Origin of the sequence: Curtobacterium sp. MCLR17_044 (assembly GCF_003234435.1) — a bacterium.
Classification (GTDB): Bacteria; Actinomycetota; Actinomycetes; order Actinomycetales; family Microbacteriaceae; genus Curtobacterium; species Curtobacterium flaccumfaciens.
The window spans coordinates 66,999-84,453 of the sequence record NZ_QKTC01000002.1 but is presented as its reverse complement, the minus strand read 5'-3'; the positions used below and the strand labels follow the sequence as shown (position 1 = coordinate 84,453).

Here is a 17,455-nt window from a genome sequence, read left to right as displayed (position 1 = left end):
GTTGCCACATGGCACGGACCCGGCGACAGCCCAGCGAACGCATCCTCATCGCGGGCGGTGCCGAGGACCTCGTCGAGATCCACCGCCAGCTCGAGGAACTCCCCGAGAACGCGTACGGGCAGGTCTTCGTCGAGGTCGCCCTCGACGAGCAGATCCGCATCCTGCCGGCTCCGCCGCGCGTCACCGTGACCTGGCTGGTCCGGAGCGCCCGCAGCTCGGCCGTCGCTCCGCTGGTCTTCGCGGACCACGGCGAAGCCCTCGCACACGCCCTGACCGGCTGGGCCGCCGAGTGGTGCGTGACGGGCTGCGAGCCCCGCACCTCGGTGTGGATCGGGTGCGCGGACAGCCCGTGGATCGAGCGCGCTCGGTCCATGGTGCAGCTCGAGCTCACCGACGCCGGCCAGCAGGTCCAGGTCGAGTACGGCGGGTAAGGGCAGCCTGCTCTTCCTTGCAATGTGCAAAAGACGGGGGCATGGTTGTGCCATGACCACGCAGAGCAGCACCACCACCCCGAGCACCACGTCCCCGTTCTCGACCACGCCGGAGCTCGCAGCCGGGGTCGCCCAGTTCCTCGCGCCCGTCGTCATCGACCTCGAGGCACTCGTCGTCAACGGCAAGCAGGCCCACTGGCACGTCCGTGGCCGCAACTTCGTCGGCGTGCACGAGCTCCTCGACGAGGTCGTCGAGCACGCGCAGGACTACGCGGACAAGGCTGCGGAGCGCATCGTCGCCCTCGGCCTGCCGGTCGACTCGCGCATCGCGACCGTCGCCGCGAACACCACCCTGCCGCCGCTGTCGCAGGGCTTCCAGAACTCCGACGTCACCGTCACCGAGGTGATCGCCCAGATCGACGCCGCGCTGCTGCAGGTCCGCCGTGCGGTCGACGGCCTCGACGAGGTCGACCTCAACAGCCAGGACGTCGCGATCGAGATCGAGCGCGCGCTGACCAAGGACCGCTGGTTCCTGCAGGCGCACCTCGCCGCCTGAGTCGCGACCACACCGCTGACGGGAGGCCCGGTGCCAGCTGGCACCGGGCCTCCCGTCCGTCTCGGGTCGCGCTCCGGGCCCGCACCTCACGCGGACGGCGTGACCAGCCCGCTCTCGTACGCCAGCACGACGGCGTGCACCCGGTCCCGCAGCTGCAGCTTCGCCAGGACCCGGCCGACGTGGGTCTTGACGGTCTGCTCGGCGATGAACAGCTCCGCCGCGATCTCGCCGTTCGACCGCCCCCGCGCCATCAGCAGGAACACGTCACGCTCCCGGTCGGTCAGCACGTCGAGCACCTCGGTCCGCGGGGCCGCCGGCTGCGGACCGGCGACGAAGGCCTCGACGAGGTGCCGGGTCACCCGCGGTGCGAGCAGGGAGTCGCCGGCTGCGACCGTCCGCACGGCCTGCACGAGCTCCTCGGCGCTCGCGTCCTTGAGCAGGAACCCGCTCGCCCCGGCACGGAGCGCGTCGAACACGTAGTCGTCGATGTCGAACGTCGTGAGCATCACCACGCGGACGGGCGACTCCGCGGGCGCCGCGGTGATCCGCCGGGTCGCCTCGATCCCGTCGAGCTCCGGCATCCGGACGTCCATCAGGATCACGTCCGGCCGGAGCCGGATCGCCATCACGACCGCCTCGGCACCGCTCGCGGCCTCGCCGACGACCTCGACGTCGTCCTGGGCCTGGAGGATCGCCCGCAGTCCGACACGGAACATCTGCTGGTCGTCGACCACCATCACCCGCGTCATCGGCTTGCCCCGTCGGCCGTCGGCTGCGACGTGGTCGCGGTGGGCCGGGTGGGCAGACTGACGGCGACGCGGAAGCCGCCGTCCGGGTCCGGTCCGTGGTCGATGGTGCCGCGGAGCGCGGCGACCCGCTCGCGCATGCCCGCCAGACCGAAGCCGCCGTCGTCCGGCGGCGCACCGGGCACGCTGCCGGCCGGTGGCGCGGCGTTGGCGACCTCGACCGTGAGGGCCGACCCGTGCCTCCCGACCGTCACGACTGTGGTCGCACCGGGCGCGTGCCGGGCGACGTTGCCGAGCGCCTCCTGCACGACCCGGTACACGGTGAGCTGTGCGAGCCGGTCGACGTCCTCGAGGTCCGGGTCGAGCCCCTCGTCGAGTCGGAGCTCGACGGGGATGCCGGCCGCGCGGGTGGCCTGCACCAGTGCGGGCAGGTCGGCGAGCCGCGGCTGCGGCGCACGCTCGGCGTCGGCGTCGCCACGCAGGGTGCCGAGCAGCTGCCGCATCTCCCGCAGGGCCGTGCGCGAGGTCTCGGCGATCGCGGCGAACTCGGTGCGGGCGTCCGGCGGCAGGTCCGCGACGCGGTACGGGGCGGACTCGGCCTGCATGTGCACGACGGACATGCTGTGGGCGACGACGTCGTGGAGCTCACGGGCGATCCGGGAGCGCTCCTCGACCGTCCGGCGTCGGGCCTGCTCGAGCTCGGTGTCGCGGCGGGCGGCGGCGAGTTCCTCGCGCACGGTCCGGCGCTGCCCGATGACGACCGCAGCGGCGGCCACGACGAGGGTGTCGCCGGCGCTCACCACGAAGCTCGTCGCCCAGACGTCGACCTGCCCCCACCGGTCGGGCGTCACGCCGATGAGCAGCAGGGTGAGCAGCGTCGCCGCGACCCAGACCACCGCGGTGAGCCGCCAGGTGGTGCGGACACCCAGCACGACGAGCAGCACGCTGAGGCCGACGATGCTCGTGACCGAGACCGGCCAGGGCCCGATGGTGCCGGGTGCAGTCAGGACCCCGAGGCCGGCGAGGGCGACGAGGTGCGCGCCCGACGCCGTGCGGGGGAAGAGCGGTGCGAGGCCGATGCTCGCCGAAAGGACGGCGGTCACGAGCAACGCGAGCGGCACGGGGACGCCGTAGAACACGGCGGTCACGGGTGCGGCGACGGCGAACAGGGACACCGCGACGACGACGAAGCCGATCTGCACGGCTGGCCGGACCCAGGTGGGTCGGGGCTTCGGGACGACGGTCACGGGCGGGCGGTCTCTCCGGTTCGGGCGAGGCAGGGTTCGGGGGCGATGGCGATGGCGGTGGCTGTGGCGGGTGTGGCTGTGGTGGCTGTGGCTGCGGCTGCGGCGCGGGCTTCGCGGGCTTCGCGCCTGCGGCTGATGGTACCGAGCACCCGGTCGACCGCGATCCCGAGCCCGGCGGCGACCACCATCGACACCAGGGCCGCGACGATCGGTTCGTGCAGCACGCTCGACGCGGCCAGGGCGATCCCGATCGACACCGCCGACCACGCCAGCCCCGCGATCGCGCTGATCGCCAGGAACCGGCGGTAGGACAGCCGGGTCGCGCCGGCGGTCATGTTGACCGCGACCCGGCCGACCGGGATGAAGCGCCCGGTCAGGATGAGGCTGGCGGAGCGGCGCTGCATCTGCCGCTCGGCGAACGCGAAGGCCGCCGCGATCCGTGGTCGCTTCGACCGGGCCAGCCGGGCGAACCCGATCCGGCGTCCGATCCAGTACGCGATCGAGTCGCCGGCGATCGCTCCGAGGGCGGCGGCGACGAGCACCACGGCGAGGACGGGCTGTCCGGACGTCGCGGCGATCGCGGCGATCGCGACCAGGGCGGACTCGCTCGGCACCGGCGGGAAGAAGCCGTCCACCAGGCACAGTACGAAGAGGACGACGTAGACGAGCGGGCTCGCGGCCAGCTCGACGACGAGCGGGGTGATCTGGTCGAACACGGGGTGCTCCCTCCCGCCGACGGAACTCGCCGACGAGGACGACGCTACGGAGCCGACGCGCCGCGGCCATCCCGCGGCGGTCTCGACCACCCCCTACCGCGGTATGACGTTCCCGTCCGCGAAGACCACGTCGGGTGCGTCCACACGGCGGTCGACGACGGTGGTCGGGGCCTCCAGGTGCACGGCCCCCGAGGGCATGATGCCCGCACCACCGAAGCGTTCCATCACCCGCCACTGTGCCACGACGTCCTCGCCGGCGTGCTCGGGCGGCAGGGTGTCCCAGAACCGGAAGCCGCCGACCTCCTCGAGCGCACGGCGGTCGTACAGCGCGCAGGCACCGACCCACGCGACGCGGTAGGGCACCCACTCGCCGGGGTGCAGGTCGAGGTCGGCGGCGACGTGCGTCGGGTTCGCGGCGTTGTGCAGTGACCAGCGGTCGAAGCCGGGGGTGCCGCGGCGCACCACCTCGGGCACGACGGGGCCGTCCCACCGTTCGAACACTGAGGTCTCGTGCGGACGGCGGTCCTGCAGGTACGACAGGCCCTGCACGGCGCTGCCGACGAACCCGCAGCCCAGGGTGCGCAGCGCGTCGAGCATCCGCGCGATCGACCCCGGCTCGAGCCAGACGTCGTCGTCGAGGAACAGCACCGCAGGTGCCTGGGCGTGGTCGAGCAGGAACTGCCGGTGCTCTGCCAGGCCACGCCGTTCCGGGTGGGTGAGGAGCGTGACGGGCCGGCCCTGCGCCTCCAGGACGCGGAGCATCGCGGCGACCGCCGGCGCGCTGGCGGCGTCTCCGTCCGCGGACTGGTCGCTCAGCACGACGCGCAGGTCGACCTCGGTCTGGGCGGCGAGGCCGGCGAGCGTCGTGGCGAGCTCGGCCGGCCTGCCGACGGTCGGGATGAGCACGTCGACGTCGACCGTGCTCGTGTCCGCTGGATCGGGGGCCTTCGCCCAGGACCCGGACCAGCGGGCGGTCACGGTGCCGGGTCCGGTTCGGGCCGCGCAGCGGCTTCGCGGATCCGGCGCACGACGGCGCTGGTGGAGTGCTCGGGCACGTAGTCGACCATGACGACCTCGCCGCCGTAGCCGCGCACGACCTCGGTCTCGGTCAGCATCTCGGGGGAGTAGTCCCCGCCCTTGACGTAGACCTCGGGGCGCAACCGTTCGATGAGCGGGATGGGGGTGTCCGTTGCGAACACCGTGACCAGGTCGACGCAGGCCAGCGCGGCGAGCACGCCGGCGCGGTCCTCGGCCGGGTTGATCGGCCGCTCCGGGCCCTTCAGCCGGCGCACCGAGTCGTCGTCGTTCAGGGCGACGACGAGCAGGTCGCCCAGGTCACGGGCCTGGCGCAGGTAGGTGGTGTGCCCGCGGTGCACGACGTCGAAGCAGCCGTTCGTGAAGACCACGCGTCGGCCGGCCTGCCGTGCGGCCTCGACGGCGGAGGCGAGCTCGTCGTGGTCGACCACGGTCGCCGCCGGAGCGGTCACCGAGTCGAGCAGGGCGGCGGCGGTGCAGACGGACGTGCCGGCCTCGCGGACGACGACGTCGGCAGCGGCCTGGGCGACGGCGACGGCGTCGCGCAGGGGTGCCTGCACGGCGAGGGCGACGGTCGCGGCGGCGCAGAAGGTGTCACCGGCGCCGGAGGCCTGCTGCTCGGAGGCGGGCGTCGCACGCGTGCGGAACCCCTGGTCGGAGCCGGGCTCGAGCAGCACGGTGCCGTCGCGGTCGAGCGTGACCACCGCGGCCCGGGCCCCACTGCGGGCGAGCACGTCGGCACGGGCCGCGACGACGGTGCCGACGCGGTCCGCGCCGGTGCCGAGCTCGGTGCCGAGCAGCGCGGCGGTCTCACCGGCGTTCGGCGTGACGAGGTCGGGGTGCAGCGCGGCCCAGCGGGTCAGGTCGTGCGCGTCGACGACGACAGCACCGGGGCGGTCACGGTCGAGCATCGGCACGACGTCCTCGGCGCGGACGCCCAGGCCGTAGTCGCACACCACGGCGGCGTCGGCGCACCGGACGGCACGGGCCACCGAGCGGGCGAGGCGTTCGCCGTGCTCGGCGGTCGGGGTCGCAGCCAGCTCGTCGACCCGGACCACCACGCGGTCACCGCCGACCACGCGCGACTTCGTCGTGGTGCGGGCACCGGGGATCTCGACCAGGAACGACGTGTCGACGCCGGCTGCCTCGAGCCGCTGGCGCAGGACGTCACCGGCCTCGTCGTCGCCGATGAGCCCGACCATGCGGACCCGGGCGCCCAGGGCACGGGCGTTCACGGCCGTGTTCGCCGCGCCGCCCGGCACCGCGATGGTCTCGGTGACGCGGACGACGGGGGCCGGGGCCTCGCGGGAGACCCGCTCGGCCTCGCCGACGGTCCAGCGGTCCAGGATGCAGTCGCCGATGACGACGACGAGGGGTTCGCGGTCGTCGATCGTGGCGACGAGGTCACGGACCAGCCGGACGTCCGCGGTCATCGGGTGCCTCCCACGGTGTCGGCGCTGCCGGCGGTGGCGCCGGCAGCGGCTGCGGGGCCGGCGGTGCCTGCTGCGGCGCCGGTGCTGCTGGTGGCTGCGGTGGCGCCGGCTGCTGCGGTCGACGGCTCGGCGGTGCGGCGCGGCGGGGCTGCCTCGAGGTGCACCACGGTCGTGGTCGTCATCTCGTCGAGCAGGTGCGGGCCATACCCGAACCCGGCGCCCGAGGCGCCGCGGGGCTGGGCGCTGCCGCCCGGAGCGCCACCGAACACGGCGTTCACCTTGACGGTGCCGACGGGCAGCTCGGCCGCGGCACGGAGCGCGTGCGCGGTGTCGTTCGTCAGCACGGTGGCTGCGAGGCCGTAGCGGTCGGCCGCGGCGAGCCGGAGACCCTCCGCGAAGTCCGACACGACGCGCACCGGGGCGATCGGGCCGAAGGTCTCCTCGGTCAGCACGAGCATGTCGTCCGTGCAGTCGGTCAGGACGGTCGCCGGGTAGAACGATCCGAGCCCGCCGGGCGTGACGCCACCGGTCCGGACCGAGGCGCCGCGGGCGATCGCGTCGTCGACGTGGTGCTGCACGAGCTCGCGCAGCCGGTCGTCCACGAGCGGCCCGAACTCGGCGGCGGGTGCGGCCGTGCGGCGCTCCGCCTCGGCGACGAGCGCGGCGACGAAGGGCTCGGCGACGTCCTGGTGCACGTACACCCGCTCGACGCTGGTGCAGATCTGTCCGGTGTTCGCGAACGAACCGAGGGCGACCTGTGCGGCGGCCCACTCCGGGTCGACGTCGGCGTCGACGATGACCGGGTCGTTGCCGCCGTTCTCGCGGATGACGTGGGCGCGGGTGGTCGCGGCCACCTCGCTCAGGCGGTCACCGGTCGCGGTCGACCCGACGTGCGCGTAGACGTCGATGCCCTCCTGCGCCAGGAGCAGTTCGCCGGTGGTCGCGTCGCCGTCGACGCCGATGAGCACGCCGTCCGGCAGGACCTCGGCGAGGAGCGCGTTGAGGCGGGCGAAGGTCGCCGGGCACCGTTCGCTGCCCTTGTGCACGACCGTGTTGCCGGTGACGATCGCTGCGCCGAGGATCCCGCAGGCCACCGCGACCGGGTCGTTCCACGGCGTCAGGGCGAGCACCACGCCGCGCGGGTGCGGCACCGACCAGTCGGCGGCACCGAACTGCCCGCGCAGGGCCTCACCACGGTGCACCGGCCCGAGCTCGGCGTATTGCACGAGCGTGCCGATGCCGGCCTCGACCCCACCGAGGGCGTCGCCGGGCACCTTGCCGGTCTCGCGGGTGTTCAGGTCCGCCAGCTCCTGCGCATGCGCACGGAGGTGCTCGGCCGCGGCGTGCAGCAGGGCACCGCGCTCGGCCGGCGCGGTCCGGGCCCAGGCACCGGCAGCGGCACGGGAGCGAGCGACGGCGTTGCGGACGTCGTCCTCGGTCGAGCGTCGCACGGTGGACGCGATCGATCCGTTCACGGGGTCGGTCACCACGAGGTCGTCGGCGGCGGGGGGTGCGATCGTCATGGGGTCCTTCCGGAGGCGGGCGGGGCCTCACACGGTGCTCGTGCTCCGCTGTGTGCGGTCACGGCATCGCGCTTCTCGTCCATCCGGGGCCGCTGCTGGACGTTCGGACGGGTCCGACCGGTAGACGTGGAGCTGTGCAACAGATCGGCGTGGGCGGAGAACGGTTCGACGGTGTCAGCGAGATCGCGGTGCTCCGCGGCGGGGGACTGGGCGACCTGATGTTCGCCCTGCCGGCGGTCGAGTCCCTGGCCGCCGCGTACCCCGGAGCCCGGATCACGCTGCTCGGGGCGCCGTCCGCGCGGCCGGTGCTCGAGGGCCGGAGCGAGGCCGTGCACGCCTACGAGGAGCTTCCCGTCGTGCCCGGGGTCCGGGACTCCGGCGAGGGCGCACCGACCGAGCAGGACTTCTTCGAGCGGCTGCACGGGCGCTTCGACCTCGCGGTGCAGGTGCACGGCGGCGGGCGGAACTCGAACCCGTTCCTGCTCCGGCTCGGCGCCCGTCACACCGTGGGCACCGCCACCGAGGACGCCGAGGTCCTGGAGCGCTGGGTCCGCTACGTCTACTACCAGCACGAGGTCGTCCGGGCGCTCGAGGTGGCCTCGCTGGCCGGTGCCGAACCGGTCACCCTCGACCCGCGACTGCACGTCCCCAAGGCCACGCGGGCCGGGGTCCGACAGCGCCTCGGCGTGCGGGGACGGCTCGTCGCGATCCACCCCGGCGCCACCGACCCGCGTCGCCGCTGGAGCCCCTCGCGCTTCGCCGAGGTCGCCCGTGCCCGGCTCGCCGCCGGTGACGACGTGGTGCTCGTGGGTGACGACTCGGACGTCCCGGCGTCGTCCGCCATCGTCGCGTCGCTGCCGCCCGAGTTGCGGGAGCGCGTGCACGACCTCACCGGGTCACTGCCGCTGCGTGAACTGCCCGACGTCCTGGCCGCCGCCGACGTCATGGTCGGCGACGACTCCGGCCCGCGGCACCTCGCCGTCGCCGTGGGCACCCCGACCGTCGGGGTGTTCTGGTTCGGCAACGTGATCAACGCCGGGCCGTTCGACCGCGGTCGGCACCGCGTGCACCTGTCCTTCGTGACGCAGTGCCCGGTGTGCGGCACCGACGTCACCCAGGTCGGCTGGACCGCCGAGCGGTGCGAGCACGACCCGTCCTACGTGGACCAGGTCGAGCCGGAGGCCGTCCTCGCCGACGTCGAGGACCTGCTCCGCACGACCTGACGAGCCTCGCACCGTGCGAGCTTCGGTCTCGTGCGCGCGTCGTCACCCCGTGCGCGGTTGCCCGCTGCGTGCGGCGCTGCAAGCGCACACCCAGCCGTCAACGCTGCACCAGGCGACGCACCGCGCACCGCGCACGGAACGCGACCGGACGCCGGACGGGAGGCCCGCTGCCAGCCCGCAACGCGCCTCCCGGCCGCACCGTGCGCACGCCGTCACCCCGTGCGCGGTTGCCCGCTGCGTGCGGCGCTGCAAGCGCACACCCAGCCGTCAACGCTGCACCAGGCAACGCACCGCGCACCGTGCACGGAACGCGACCCGACGCCGGACGGGAGGCCCGCTGCCAGCCCGCAACGCGCCTCCCGGCCGCACCGTGCGCACGCCGTCACCCCGTGCACGGTTCACCGCTGCGTGCGGCGCTGGAAGCGCGCACCCAGCCGTCAACGCTGCACCAGGCGACGCACCGCGCACCGCGCACCGTGCACGGGACCCGGCATGCGGACACACGGGAGGCGCGGTGCCAGCCAGCACCGCGCCTCCCGTCCGTCAGCGGCGAGCGACTACGGCCAGCTCGGCTCCGTCGCCGGCATGATCGACAGCTCGCGGATCTCGCAGCCGGCCGGCTGCGACAGCGCGAAGATGATCGAGTTCGCGACGTACTCCGGCTCGATGAGCTGTGCGTCCGGGCCCGGCTTGTACTGCTCGGTCCGGTCGGCGAAGAAGTTCGTGCGCATCCCGGCGGGGATGATGTTGGTCACGCCGATGCGACCGGCGGTCTCGGCGGCCAGCGCCTGCGAGAACCCGCGGACGCCGAACTTCGACGCCGAGTACGCGGTGCCGTCGCCGACGCCGCGCAGGGCGAGCGACGAGGAGATCGTGACGACGCGGCCGTGCGTGGCCTCGAGGGCGGGCAGGGCGGCGCGCACGGTCGAGGCGGTGCCGATCAGGTTGACGCCGACGATCTGCTCCCACTTGCCGGACGAGATCGCGTCGATCGGGGCGGGGGTGTCGATGCCCGCGGCGGTGACGACGGCGTCGAGGCCGCCGTGCCGCTCGGCGGCGTCACGGACCGCCTGCTCGACGGCGTCGGTGTCCGAGACGTCCACGGCGACGGCGTCGACGCCCTCGGGGACGGCGTCGATCCGCAGGTCGAGGACGATCGGGGTGCCGCCGGCCTCGGTGACGGCGGCCACGACGGCGGCGCCGAGTCCGGAGGCGCCGCCGGTGACGAGGACGCGGCCGATGGGGGTGGTGGGGACGGGCATGGATGTCCTTTGCGTAGTGGAGCGGGAAGTGGTCGAGCAGGTGTGGGACGGCGGGCGGACGCTCAGCCGACGCGTTCGATCGCGGCGGCGAGCCGGGTGGTCGACCGGCCCGGGTGGAACGGCACGGTGACGACGCGGCCACCCCACTCGGCGAGGGTCGCCGTCTCGGGCAGTTCGCTCGCGGTGTAGTCGCCGCCCTTCGCCCAGACGTCCGGTCGGAAGCGGCGCAGGGCCTCGTCGGGGGTGGACTCGTCGAACACCACGACGGCGTCGACGCAGTCGAGTGCCAGGAGCAGCTCGACCCGGTCGTCCTGGGTCATGATCGGCCGGTCCGGGCCCTTCAGTGCGCGGACCGACGAGTCCGAGTTGAGGCAGACGACCAGGCAGTCGCCGAGTGCACGGGCGGCCGACAGGGTGCGGGCGTGCCCGGCGTGCAGCAGGTCGAAGCAGCCTCCGGTCGCGACGACGGTTCCGCCGGCGCTCCGGACGTCGTGCACCAGGCGCATGGCGTCCCGGTCGGCCCCGGGCACGGCGAGCGGCGCGGGGCCGTCGTCGGCGAAGAGCGCGGTGACGCCACCGGCGGCCAGGTACTCGGACGCGGCGACCACCCCGGCGGAGACGGCGTCGGGGACGTCCGCCCCGGACGCCAGCGCGACGGCGACGCCCGCGGCGAGCCGGTCGCCGGCACCGCAGGGGTCCCCGGCGCTGACGGACGGAGCCGGCACGAAGCGGCTGTCGCCCTGGGCGTCCGCGAGCAGCGCACCGCGGTCACCCATCGTCACCGCGACGGCGCCGGCCTGCCACTGTTCGACGAGCCGGGCGGCGGCGACGGTCGCGAAGGGCACACCGTGTCCCTCGACGTCGGTGAAGCGTCGCGCCTCGGCAGCGTTCGGGGTGGCGACGGTGGTGCCGGGGACGGGGGCGGCGCCCTTGGGGTGCGGGTCCCAGACCACCGGCAGGCGCTCGGCCGCACGGGTGAGGGCGTCACGGAGTGCCGGGGCAGCGGCGACCCCGCGGCCGTAGTCGGCGACGACGATCGCGTCGACGCCGTCGAGGGCTGCGGTCATCGCGTCGGTGGCCTCGGGCACGGGCGGGGTCGCGCAGCCCTCGTCGATCCGGACGAGGGCGTGGTCGACGACGCGCACGCGGGTCTTCACCGGGGTCGGGACTCCGGATGGTCCGGCGACGATCGTGACGTCGGGGAGCAGGTCGCGGATCTCCTCGGCACGGCCGTCGTCGCTCAGGACGGTGACCAGGGTGACGTCGTGGCCGTCGCGGGCGAGCATGGTCGCGACGAGTCCGGCACCACCGGCACGGCGGTCGTCGGTGGCGACGTCCACCACGGGGACGGGGGCGTCCGGGCTCAGCCGCTCGCTCGTGCCGGACACGTCGACGTCGAGCAGGGTGTCCCCGACGACGGCGATGCGGAAGCGCGGAGCGGCGGCACGGCCACCGGCAGCGCCGGAACGCGGTGCGACTGCAGCGGGGCCGCTCATCGACGGCCCCCGCGACGCAGCGTCGGCTCCATCGCCTTGCAGAGCGCGTGCACCAGCACGAGCTGCGCCTCCTGCACGTTGGCGGACGGCCCCTCGAGGCAGATCGCGTCGTCGACCAGGTCGGCGAGCGGGTTCGGTCCGGACCCGGTCAGCGCGAGGGAGCGGGCACCCACGGCACGTGCGGCCTCGGCGGCACGCAGCAGGTTGGGGCTCTTGCCACTCGTCGACAGCAGCACGAGGACGTCGCCGGCCCGGGCGTGCGCCGACACCTGCCGCGCGAACACCTGGTCGTAGCCGTAGTCGTTCCCGATGGCGGTCACGGCGGAGGTCTCGGCGTGCAGCGAGATGGCCGAGTACGCCGGTCGGTCGCCCTCGAAGCGGCCGGTGAGCTCGGACGTCAGGTGCTGCGCCTCGGCGGCCGAGCCGCCGTTGCCCGCGGCGAGCAGCCGACGTCCGGCGACGAGCCGCCCGGCGATGTCGTCCGCCCACTCGGCGATGTGGTCCCGGTGGTCGACGAGGGAGGCGATCACGGGGACCGACGCCGCGACGTGGTCGACGACGACGCGGGCGCTGTCCGTGACGGCGCGGTCCTCGATCCCGGTCTGCTGGTCGATGGTCATCGTGCGGTCCTCTCCGTCGACTGCGCGGCGCGGGTGACCCGGCCGGCGTGGGTGGTGCGCGAGCGGCCGGCGGCGGGCCCGGTGGTGCTGGCGGACGAGGTCGCGCCGGCGAGCAGGCGCTCGTAGACGCGTTCGCTGTCGGCCGCGACCTTCTGCCAGGTGTAGCGGGACTCGGCGCGCTGTCGACCGGCACGGCCGTACGCCTCGCGGCGCTCCGGGTCGTCGAGCAGTGCGCCGACGGCCTCGGCCACCGCGGTCTCGTCGCGCGGCGGCACGTGCAGGCCGGTGGCGTCCTCGACGACGGTGTCGATGAGCCCGCCGACGCTCGACGCGACCACCGGGCGGCCGCAGGCCATCGCCTCGAGCGGCACGATGCCGAACGGCTCGTACCAGGGAGCGCAGACGACGACGTCGGCGCTGCGGTAGACGGCGGGCATGTCGTGCTGCCCGAGCTGCCCGCGGAACGTCACGTGGTCGCGCACGCCGAGCGACCGGGCGAGTGCGTCGAGGCGCTGGTACTCGGGGTCGTCCACCAGGTCGGCACCGGCGACACCGGCACCGCCGACGACGACGAGCTCGACGTCACGGCCCTGTTCGACCAGTGCTGCGAGAGCGGCGATGGTCGTGCCGACGCCCTTCCGCTGCACGAGTCGTGAGGCGGTGAGCACCCGGAGCGGACGGTCGCGCTGCTCGACGGGGCCGTCCGGACGGAAGAGCGACACGTCGACGCCGCACGGCACCACGGAGATGCGGTGCAGCGGGACGCCGAGGGCCTTGAGCTCGAACGCCTCGTCCGAGCACGTCGCGACGACCTGGTCGACGCTCCGGCCGACGGCGGGTTCGACCCACTCGCGCTCGGCCGGGCTGGTGTCCGCGGCACCCTGGTGCCGGCGCTTCACGACACCCAGGGCGTGGAAGGTCTGCACCACCGGGATCCGCACCCCACCGGTCCGGGCCTGCACCTGCGTCACCGCGTCGAGGGCGGCGTGGCCCGACATCCAGAAGTGCGCGTGCACCACGTCGGGACGGTCGAGGAACCACTCGGCGGCGAGCACCGACGCGAACGTCCCCATGAACGGGAACAGCTCGTCCTTCGGCACGGCACGCGCGGGACCGGCGTCGACGTGCACGACGTCCACGCCGGGGCGCAGGGGCACGCGGACGGGCTGCGACGCGTCGTCGCGCCGCGTGTAGACGGTCACGTGGTGGCCGCGGTCGGCCAGTGCACCGGACAGTTCGGCGACGTGGACGTTCTGCCCACCGGCGTCGACCCCGCCGAGCACGGCGAGCGGGCTCGCGTGCTCGGACACCATGGCGATCTTCATCGCAGGCTCCCTTCGAGCGCGGCTCCCGCCGCACGGTTCCGTCGCGCACCGCGCGCGACGGCGTCGTCGAGCAGGTCGTCCCAGTCGGCCAGGAACCGACCGAGCGCGTGCCGTGCGAGCACGGCCTCACGCGCCACGAGCCCCCGTCGGCGCGCCTCGTCCGGGTCCTCCAGCAGCAGCCTGGAGGCCCGCACCAGCTCCTCGACGTCGGTCGCGATCGCCCCGGCCTCACCCGGGACCGTGCGGGCCGCGTCCGTCGTCGCGAGCACCAGGACCGGCATGGCCATGTGCATCGACTCGATGAGCGACAGGCCGAGCGAGGTCCAGCGGTTCGGGTGCACGTAGGCCCGCCGTTCGGCCAGCGCCGCGTGCATGGGGTCGGCCTCGACATCGCCCTGCGCGACCACGCGGTCGCCGAAGCCGAGCTCCGGCAGCCGTTCGGTGCCGATGCCCCAGACGTCGACCGGGGCGACCTCGGCGAAGCGGGGGAGCAGGTCGGTGCCGACGACACGGTTGCGCCGGACGGGTTCGTTGATGACGACACCGAGGCGCTGGAGCGCACCGGTGTACAGCGGGCCGGGGTCGACGACGCCGTGCTCGACGACGGTGGTCCGGGTGGTGCCGCAGTCCCACATCAGGGCGTTCCAGTGCGTCACGTGCGCGATCGTCAGGTCGTCGCGGTCACGCATCGGGTGCAGGCTGTTCGGCACGTCGACCCGGGGGGCGTTGTGCTCCACGAAGACGATCGGGACGTCACGGCCACCGAGCAGACGACGGGCTTCCTCGAGCTCCTCGGTGCGCTGCAGGACGACCACGTCGACCTCGGCCTCGGCGATGTCGGCCGGGTCGATCTCGATCGCGGAGTCCGGCCAGGCGCGGCCGCCGCGGCCGAGTCCCCAGGCGTCGTGCGCCGGGGTGGTCGGGATGAGGTACTCGTGCTGGCCGCGGACGAAGGCGTCCATCCAGCCGCCGTGCACGTGCCACACGAGGATCCGCATGCAGGGCCTTCCGGTCGGTGTCGATGGGGTCGCTCCCACCGCCGCCGGAGCAGCAGGAGAAGGAGCAGGAGAAGCAGTGGCGCACGCTACGCAGCGCCTTCTGGGCCGCCCCGCAGACTTCTCCGATCAGTCCGCGAAACGCGGTCGAGGAGCCGCTCGTGGGCCTCCAGGACGTCCACGATGCGCACTCCGGACAGGCACGGGTGGCCGGGGACCGGGCACTCGCGAGCGCGGCTGAGCCGGCACGGTGCGGCCTGGTCGCCGAGCAGTTCGACGAGCGGGGCGTACGGCGCCCACTTCACGGCGGGGACGACCGGCGAGAACAGACTCACGATGGGCGCCCCGACGGCCGCGGCGAGGTGGGCCGGACCGGTGTTCCCGACGACGACGACCTCGGCGCCGGCGAGGACGGCCGCGAGTTCGGCGGGGCTGGTGCGGCCGCCGAGGTCGATGCCGGTGTCGCCCGCCACGGCGGCGGTCAGTGCGCGTTCGCCGGGGGAACCGGTGACGACGACGGGGACGCCGCGCTCGGCGTAGGCGGCGACGAGCGCACGGTGGTGGGACTCCGGCCACGACCGTGCCGGGACGCTGGCTCCGGGGTGGACGACCACGTAGCGGTCGAGGCCGGCCACGGGCGGGGGCGGGACGGCGTCGTGGCGCACCGCGAGCCTCCCGTCGTCGTCCGGCGGCAGCCGGAACCCGGCCGCCTCGGCGATCCGCAGCGCGCGCTCGGGCTCGGGGAGGTCCTCGGGCAGGTCCTCGCCGGGGCGCAGCCGCACGTCGAGCAGTGACCCGGGGTGGTCGACCGAGGCCCCGGAGACCCGGGGGACCCCGGCCAGGCGCAGGAGCAGGGCGAGGGGCAGGGGCGACTGGTGGAAGGACGTCAGGACGACGGCCTCGTCGGGCTGTTCCTCGGCGACCAGCGCGCGGAACTCGGCGAGCAGGGCGTCGTCGATCGGGCGTGCGGTCTCGGTGACCCACGGTGCGGCCCACACCCGCACCCGGTCGATGCCGGGCAGCAGGTCGGCGGCCGGCGCCCCCTGCGGTCCGCACAGCATCGTCACGTGCGCGGCACCGGCGGCGACCGCGCGGACCGCGGGGCCGGCGACCAGGACGTCGCCGAAGGAGTCGAGTCGGGCGACGAGGACGCGCCGACCGGCGTTCACGCCCGGTCCGCCACGCTGCCGACGTGCTCGAGCACCAGGGTGACGGCCTCGTCCAGGTCCGCGGCGACGGTGTCGGCCTCGTCGATCTCCTGACGGCGGGTGCGCGGGGTGGGCACGAGGATCCCCTGCGCGCCGGCGTTCCGCGCGGCCTGGACGTCGGCGCCGATGTCACCGACGACGACGATCGACTCCGGCGGGATGCCGAGCCGCTCGGCGGCGTCGAGGACCATCCCGGGCCGGGGCTTCCGGCAGGCGCAGTCGTCGCCGGCGTCGTGCGGGCAGACGCACCACACGTCGAACGGGCCGACGAGCTCGTCGACCCGGGCGTTGGTGGCGTCGACCTGTTCGCGCGTGGCCATGCCCTTCGCGATCACCGACTGGTTCGTGACGACGCCGAGCTGCAACCCGGCGGCACGAGCCCGGTCGACGGCGCGGCGGGCGCCGGGGACGGGGACGACCAGGTGCGGGTCGGCGTTGTACGGGACGTCCACCACCAGGGTGTCGTCGCGGTCGAGGAGCAGGCCGCGGATGACGCGGTCCGGTGCGAGGGCCATGCTCTGTGACTACCGGTCCACGGCCGGGGACCGCCCCAGGAAGAGCCGCGGAGCGCGGTCCCGGCAGGACCGTCAGCGTGTCGGGTCTACCGTCGCGGCGGTGACCGCCCTCGAGAAGCTGCCCGACCCCGACGGACGCCCGGAACTGCTCGTCCTCCGTGCCATCAAGCTCGGCGACCTGCTCGTCGCCGTCCCCGCACTGCACGCGCTCCGCCGCGCGTTCCCCGACCACCGCATCACCCTGGCCACCACGGCGTGGCTGGCGCCGGTCGTCGAACTCGTGCCGGCGGTGGACGTCCACCTGGCCCAGCACGGTCTCGACCACCCGATCGCGGTGCCGCACGGTGCCGTCGACATCGCCGTCAACCTGCACGGCGCCGGCCCGGAGTCCTCGGACCTCGTCGCCGCGCTCGCCCCGCGCCGGGTCATCGGGCACGCCGATCCGACCCACGACTACGAGGGCCCGGAGTGGCCGGACGACGTGCACGAGCGCGACCGCTGGGCGGACCTGCTCACGTGGCACGGCATCCAGGCGGACGCCACCGAGGTGCACATCGACCGCCCCGCCGAGCCGCCGGTGGTCGCCGACGCGGCCGTCGTGCACGTGGGTGCCTTCCACGGTGCGCGGCACTGGCCGACGGACCGCTTCGCCGACGTGGTGCGCGGGCTCCGGGCGCGCGGTGCCGACGTGGTCCTGACAGGAGGCTCGGACGACGTCGTGCGCGCCCGCGCCGTCGCCGACGCGGCCGGCCTGGCGCCGGAGGCGGTCCTGGCCGGCACCCTGGACCTGCAGGCCTTCGCCGCGGTGATCGCCGCGGCGCGGCTCGTCGTCACGGTGGACACCGGCGCTGCGCACCTGGCGACCGCGTACGGGGTGCCGTCGGTCGTGCTGTTCGGCCCGGCCCCGCCCGAGGCGTGGGGCCCGCCGTCGACCGGTCCGCACATCGTGCTCACCGACGCCTCGGTCCGTCGCGGCGACGTCTTCGCCGAGAACCCGGATCCGGCGATCCTGGCCGTGACCGCGGACGACGTGCTCGGCGCGGTGGACCGGCTCCGGGTGACCGCTCAGGCGGCCGGGCGGTAGCGTCGACCGAGAGCCACCCGGACCTGCCGGATGCTCGGAG

At 74.6% G+C, this 17,455-nt stretch carries 17 protein-coding genes; 4 read left to right on the top strand and 13 right to left on the bottom strand.

Annotated features, from left to right (window positions below; genetic code table 11):
- Positions 1-8: 8 nt before the first annotated feature.
- Together DEJ04_RS02030 and DEJ04_RS02025 are read left to right on the top strand one after the other, a co-directional pair.
- The gene (locus tag DEJ04_RS02030) at positions 9-431 is read left to right on the top strand and encodes an SIP domain-containing protein (RefSeq protein ID WP_071244660.1); all 423 of its coding nucleotides are present in this window, start codon (positions 9-11) and stop codon (positions 429-431) included.
- A 52-nt stretch (positions 432-483) separates the two neighbouring features.
- The gene (locus DEJ04_RS02025) at positions 484-987 is read left to right on the top strand and encodes a Dps family protein (RefSeq protein WP_111046053.1); all 504 of its coding nucleotides are present in this window, start codon (positions 484-486) and stop codon (positions 985-987) included.
- 86 nt (positions 988-1,073) lie between these two features.
- Here DEJ04_RS02025 and DEJ04_RS02020 read toward each other — a convergent pair whose 3' ends face one another.
- From DEJ04_RS02020 to DEJ04_RS01995, 6 genes are all read right to left on the bottom strand, one after another.
- Positions 1,074-1,736, bottom strand: a complete 663-nt coding sequence (locus DEJ04_RS02020; protein ID WP_111046050.1) for a response regulator transcription factor — start codon at positions 1,734-1,736, stop codon at positions 1,074-1,076.
- On the bottom strand, positions 1,733-2,980 hold the full coding sequence (locus DEJ04_RS02015; protein ID WP_181437701.1) for a sensor histidine kinase: 1,248 nt from the start codon (positions 2,978-2,980) through the stop codon (positions 1,733-1,735). The genes DEJ04_RS02020 and DEJ04_RS02015 overlap by 4 nt, the downstream gene beginning before the upstream one ends.
- On the bottom strand, positions 2,977-3,696 hold the full coding sequence (locus DEJ04_RS02010; RefSeq protein WP_111046163.1) for a DedA family protein: 720 nt from the start codon (positions 3,694-3,696) through the stop codon (positions 2,977-2,979). Before DEJ04_RS02010 ends, DEJ04_RS02015 begins: the two co-directional genes overlap by 4 nt.
- A gap of 93 nt (positions 3,697-3,789) precedes the next feature.
- Positions 3,790-4,674, bottom strand: coding sequence for a glycosyltransferase family 2 protein (locus DEJ04_RS02005; protein WP_111046044.1), 885 nt, complete (start codon positions 4,672-4,674; stop codon positions 3,790-3,792).
- Complete coding sequence (rfaE2, locus tag DEJ04_RS02000) at positions 4,671-6,164, bottom strand: D-glycero-beta-D-manno-heptose 1-phosphate adenylyltransferase (protein WP_111046042.1); 1,494 nt, start codon at positions 6,162-6,164, stop codon at positions 4,671-4,673. Before rfaE2 ends, DEJ04_RS02005 begins: the two co-directional genes overlap by 4 nt.
- On the bottom strand, positions 6,161-7,687 hold the full coding sequence (locus DEJ04_RS01995) for an aldehyde dehydrogenase (RefSeq protein WP_111046040.1): 1,527 nt from the start codon (positions 7,685-7,687) through the stop codon (positions 6,161-6,163). Before DEJ04_RS01995 ends, rfaE2 begins: the two co-directional genes overlap by 4 nt.
- A gap of 134 nt (positions 7,688-7,821) precedes the next feature.
- On the opposite strand from DEJ04_RS01995, the gene DEJ04_RS01990 reads away from it, so the two are divergent.
- Positions 7,822-8,910: a glycosyltransferase family 9 protein gene (locus DEJ04_RS01990; protein WP_111046038.1), complete on the top strand. Its 1,089-nt coding sequence runs from the start codon at positions 7,822-7,824 to the stop codon at positions 8,908-8,910.
- Positions 8,911-9,467: 557 nt separating this feature from the next.
- Here DEJ04_RS01990 and DEJ04_RS01985 read toward each other — a convergent pair.
- The 7 genes from DEJ04_RS01985 to DEJ04_RS01955 all read right to left on the bottom strand — a co-directional run bounded on the left by DEJ04_RS01985 (position 9,468) and on the right by DEJ04_RS01955 (position 16,331).
- Positions 9,468-10,172 carry an SDR family oxidoreductase gene (locus DEJ04_RS01985; protein WP_027465581.1) on the bottom strand — a complete coding sequence of 235 codons (705 nt, stop codon included), beginning with the start codon at positions 10,170-10,172 and terminating at the stop codon, positions 9,468-9,470.
- A 62-nt stretch (positions 10,173-10,234) separates the two neighbouring features.
- The gene (locus tag DEJ04_RS01980) at positions 10,235-11,668 is read right to left on the bottom strand and encodes a PfkB family carbohydrate kinase (protein WP_258371281.1); all 1,434 of its coding nucleotides are present in this window, start codon (positions 11,666-11,668) and stop codon (positions 10,235-10,237) included.
- Positions 11,665-12,288 carry an SIS domain-containing protein gene (locus tag DEJ04_RS01975; protein ID WP_111046036.1) on the bottom strand — a complete coding sequence of 208 codons (624 nt, stop codon included), beginning with the start codon at positions 12,286-12,288 and terminating at the stop codon, positions 11,665-11,667. Before DEJ04_RS01975 ends, DEJ04_RS01980 begins: the two co-directional genes overlap by 4 nt.
- Entirely contained in the window at positions 12,285-13,613 is a 1,329-nt protein-coding gene (locus DEJ04_RS01970; protein WP_111046034.1) for a glycosyltransferase, read from the bottom strand. Before DEJ04_RS01970 ends, DEJ04_RS01975 begins: the two co-directional genes overlap by 4 nt.
- Positions 13,610-14,611 carry a glycosyltransferase gene (locus DEJ04_RS01965; RefSeq protein WP_111046032.1) on the bottom strand — a complete coding sequence of 334 codons (1,002 nt, stop codon included), beginning with the start codon at positions 14,609-14,611 and terminating at the stop codon, positions 13,610-13,612. Before DEJ04_RS01965 ends, DEJ04_RS01970 begins: the two co-directional genes overlap by 4 nt.
- Positions 14,612-14,697: 86 nt before the next feature.
- Positions 14,698-15,777 carry a glycosyltransferase family 9 protein gene (locus DEJ04_RS01960; RefSeq protein ID WP_111046029.1) on the bottom strand — a complete coding sequence of 360 codons (1,080 nt, stop codon included), beginning with the start codon at positions 15,775-15,777 and terminating at the stop codon, positions 14,698-14,700.
- Complete coding sequence (locus tag DEJ04_RS01955) at positions 15,774-16,331, bottom strand: HAD-IIIA family hydrolase (protein WP_111039325.1); 558 nt, start codon at positions 16,329-16,331, stop codon at positions 15,774-15,776. The genes DEJ04_RS01960 and DEJ04_RS01955 overlap by 4 nt, the downstream gene beginning before the upstream one ends.
- A gap of 100 nt (positions 16,332-16,431) precedes the next feature.
- Here DEJ04_RS01955 and DEJ04_RS01950 point away from each other — a divergent pair, with 100 nt between their 5' ends.
- Complete coding sequence (locus tag DEJ04_RS01950; RefSeq protein ID WP_111046026.1) at positions 16,432-17,415, top strand: glycosyltransferase family 9 protein; 984 nt, start codon at positions 16,432-16,434, stop codon at positions 17,413-17,415.
- Positions 17,416-17,455 lie beyond the last annotated feature (40 nt).

Excerpts from the sequence above, each read along its gene's own strand:
- DEJ04_RS02030 (WP_071244660.1), top strand. The coding sequence starts at position 9 with ATGGCACGGACCCGGCGACAGCCCAGCGAACGCATCCTCATCGCGGGC.
- DEJ04_RS02025 (WP_111046053.1), top strand. The coding sequence starts at position 484 with ATGACCACGCAGAGCAGCACCACCACCCCGAGCACCACGTCCCCGTTC.
- DEJ04_RS02020 (WP_111046050.1), bottom strand. The coding sequence starts at position 1,736 with ATGACGCGGGTGATGGTGGTCGACGACCAGCAGATGTTCCGTGTCGGA.
- rfaE2 (WP_111046042.1), bottom strand. The coding sequence starts at position 6,164 with ATGACCGCGGACGTCCGGCTGGTCCGTGACCTCGTCGCCACGATCGAC.
- DEJ04_RS01995 (WP_111046040.1), bottom strand. The coding sequence starts at position 7,687 with ATGACGATCGCACCCCCCGCCGCCGACGACCTCGTGGTGACCGACCCC.
- DEJ04_RS01985 (WP_027465581.1), bottom strand. The coding sequence starts at position 10,172 with ATGCCCGTCCCCACCACCCCCATCGGCCGCGTCCTCGTCACCGGCGGC.
- DEJ04_RS01980 (WP_258371281.1), bottom strand. The coding sequence starts at position 11,668 with ATGAGCGGCCCCGCTGCAGTCGCACCGCGTTCCGGCGCTGCCGGTGGC.
- DEJ04_RS01975 (WP_111046036.1), bottom strand. The coding sequence starts at position 12,288 with ATGACCATCGACCAGCAGACCGGGATCGAGGACCGCGCCGTCACGGAC.
- DEJ04_RS01970 (WP_111046034.1), bottom strand. The coding sequence starts at position 13,613 with ATGAAGATCGCCATGGTGTCCGAGCACGCGAGCCCGCTCGCCGTGCTC.
- DEJ04_RS01965 (WP_111046032.1), bottom strand. The coding sequence starts at position 14,611 with ATGCGGATCCTCGTGTGGCACGTGCACGGCGGCTGGATGGACGCCTTC.
- DEJ04_RS01955 (WP_111039325.1), bottom strand. The coding sequence starts at position 16,331 with ATGGCCCTCGCACCGGACCGCGTCATCCGCGGCCTGCTCCTCGACCGC.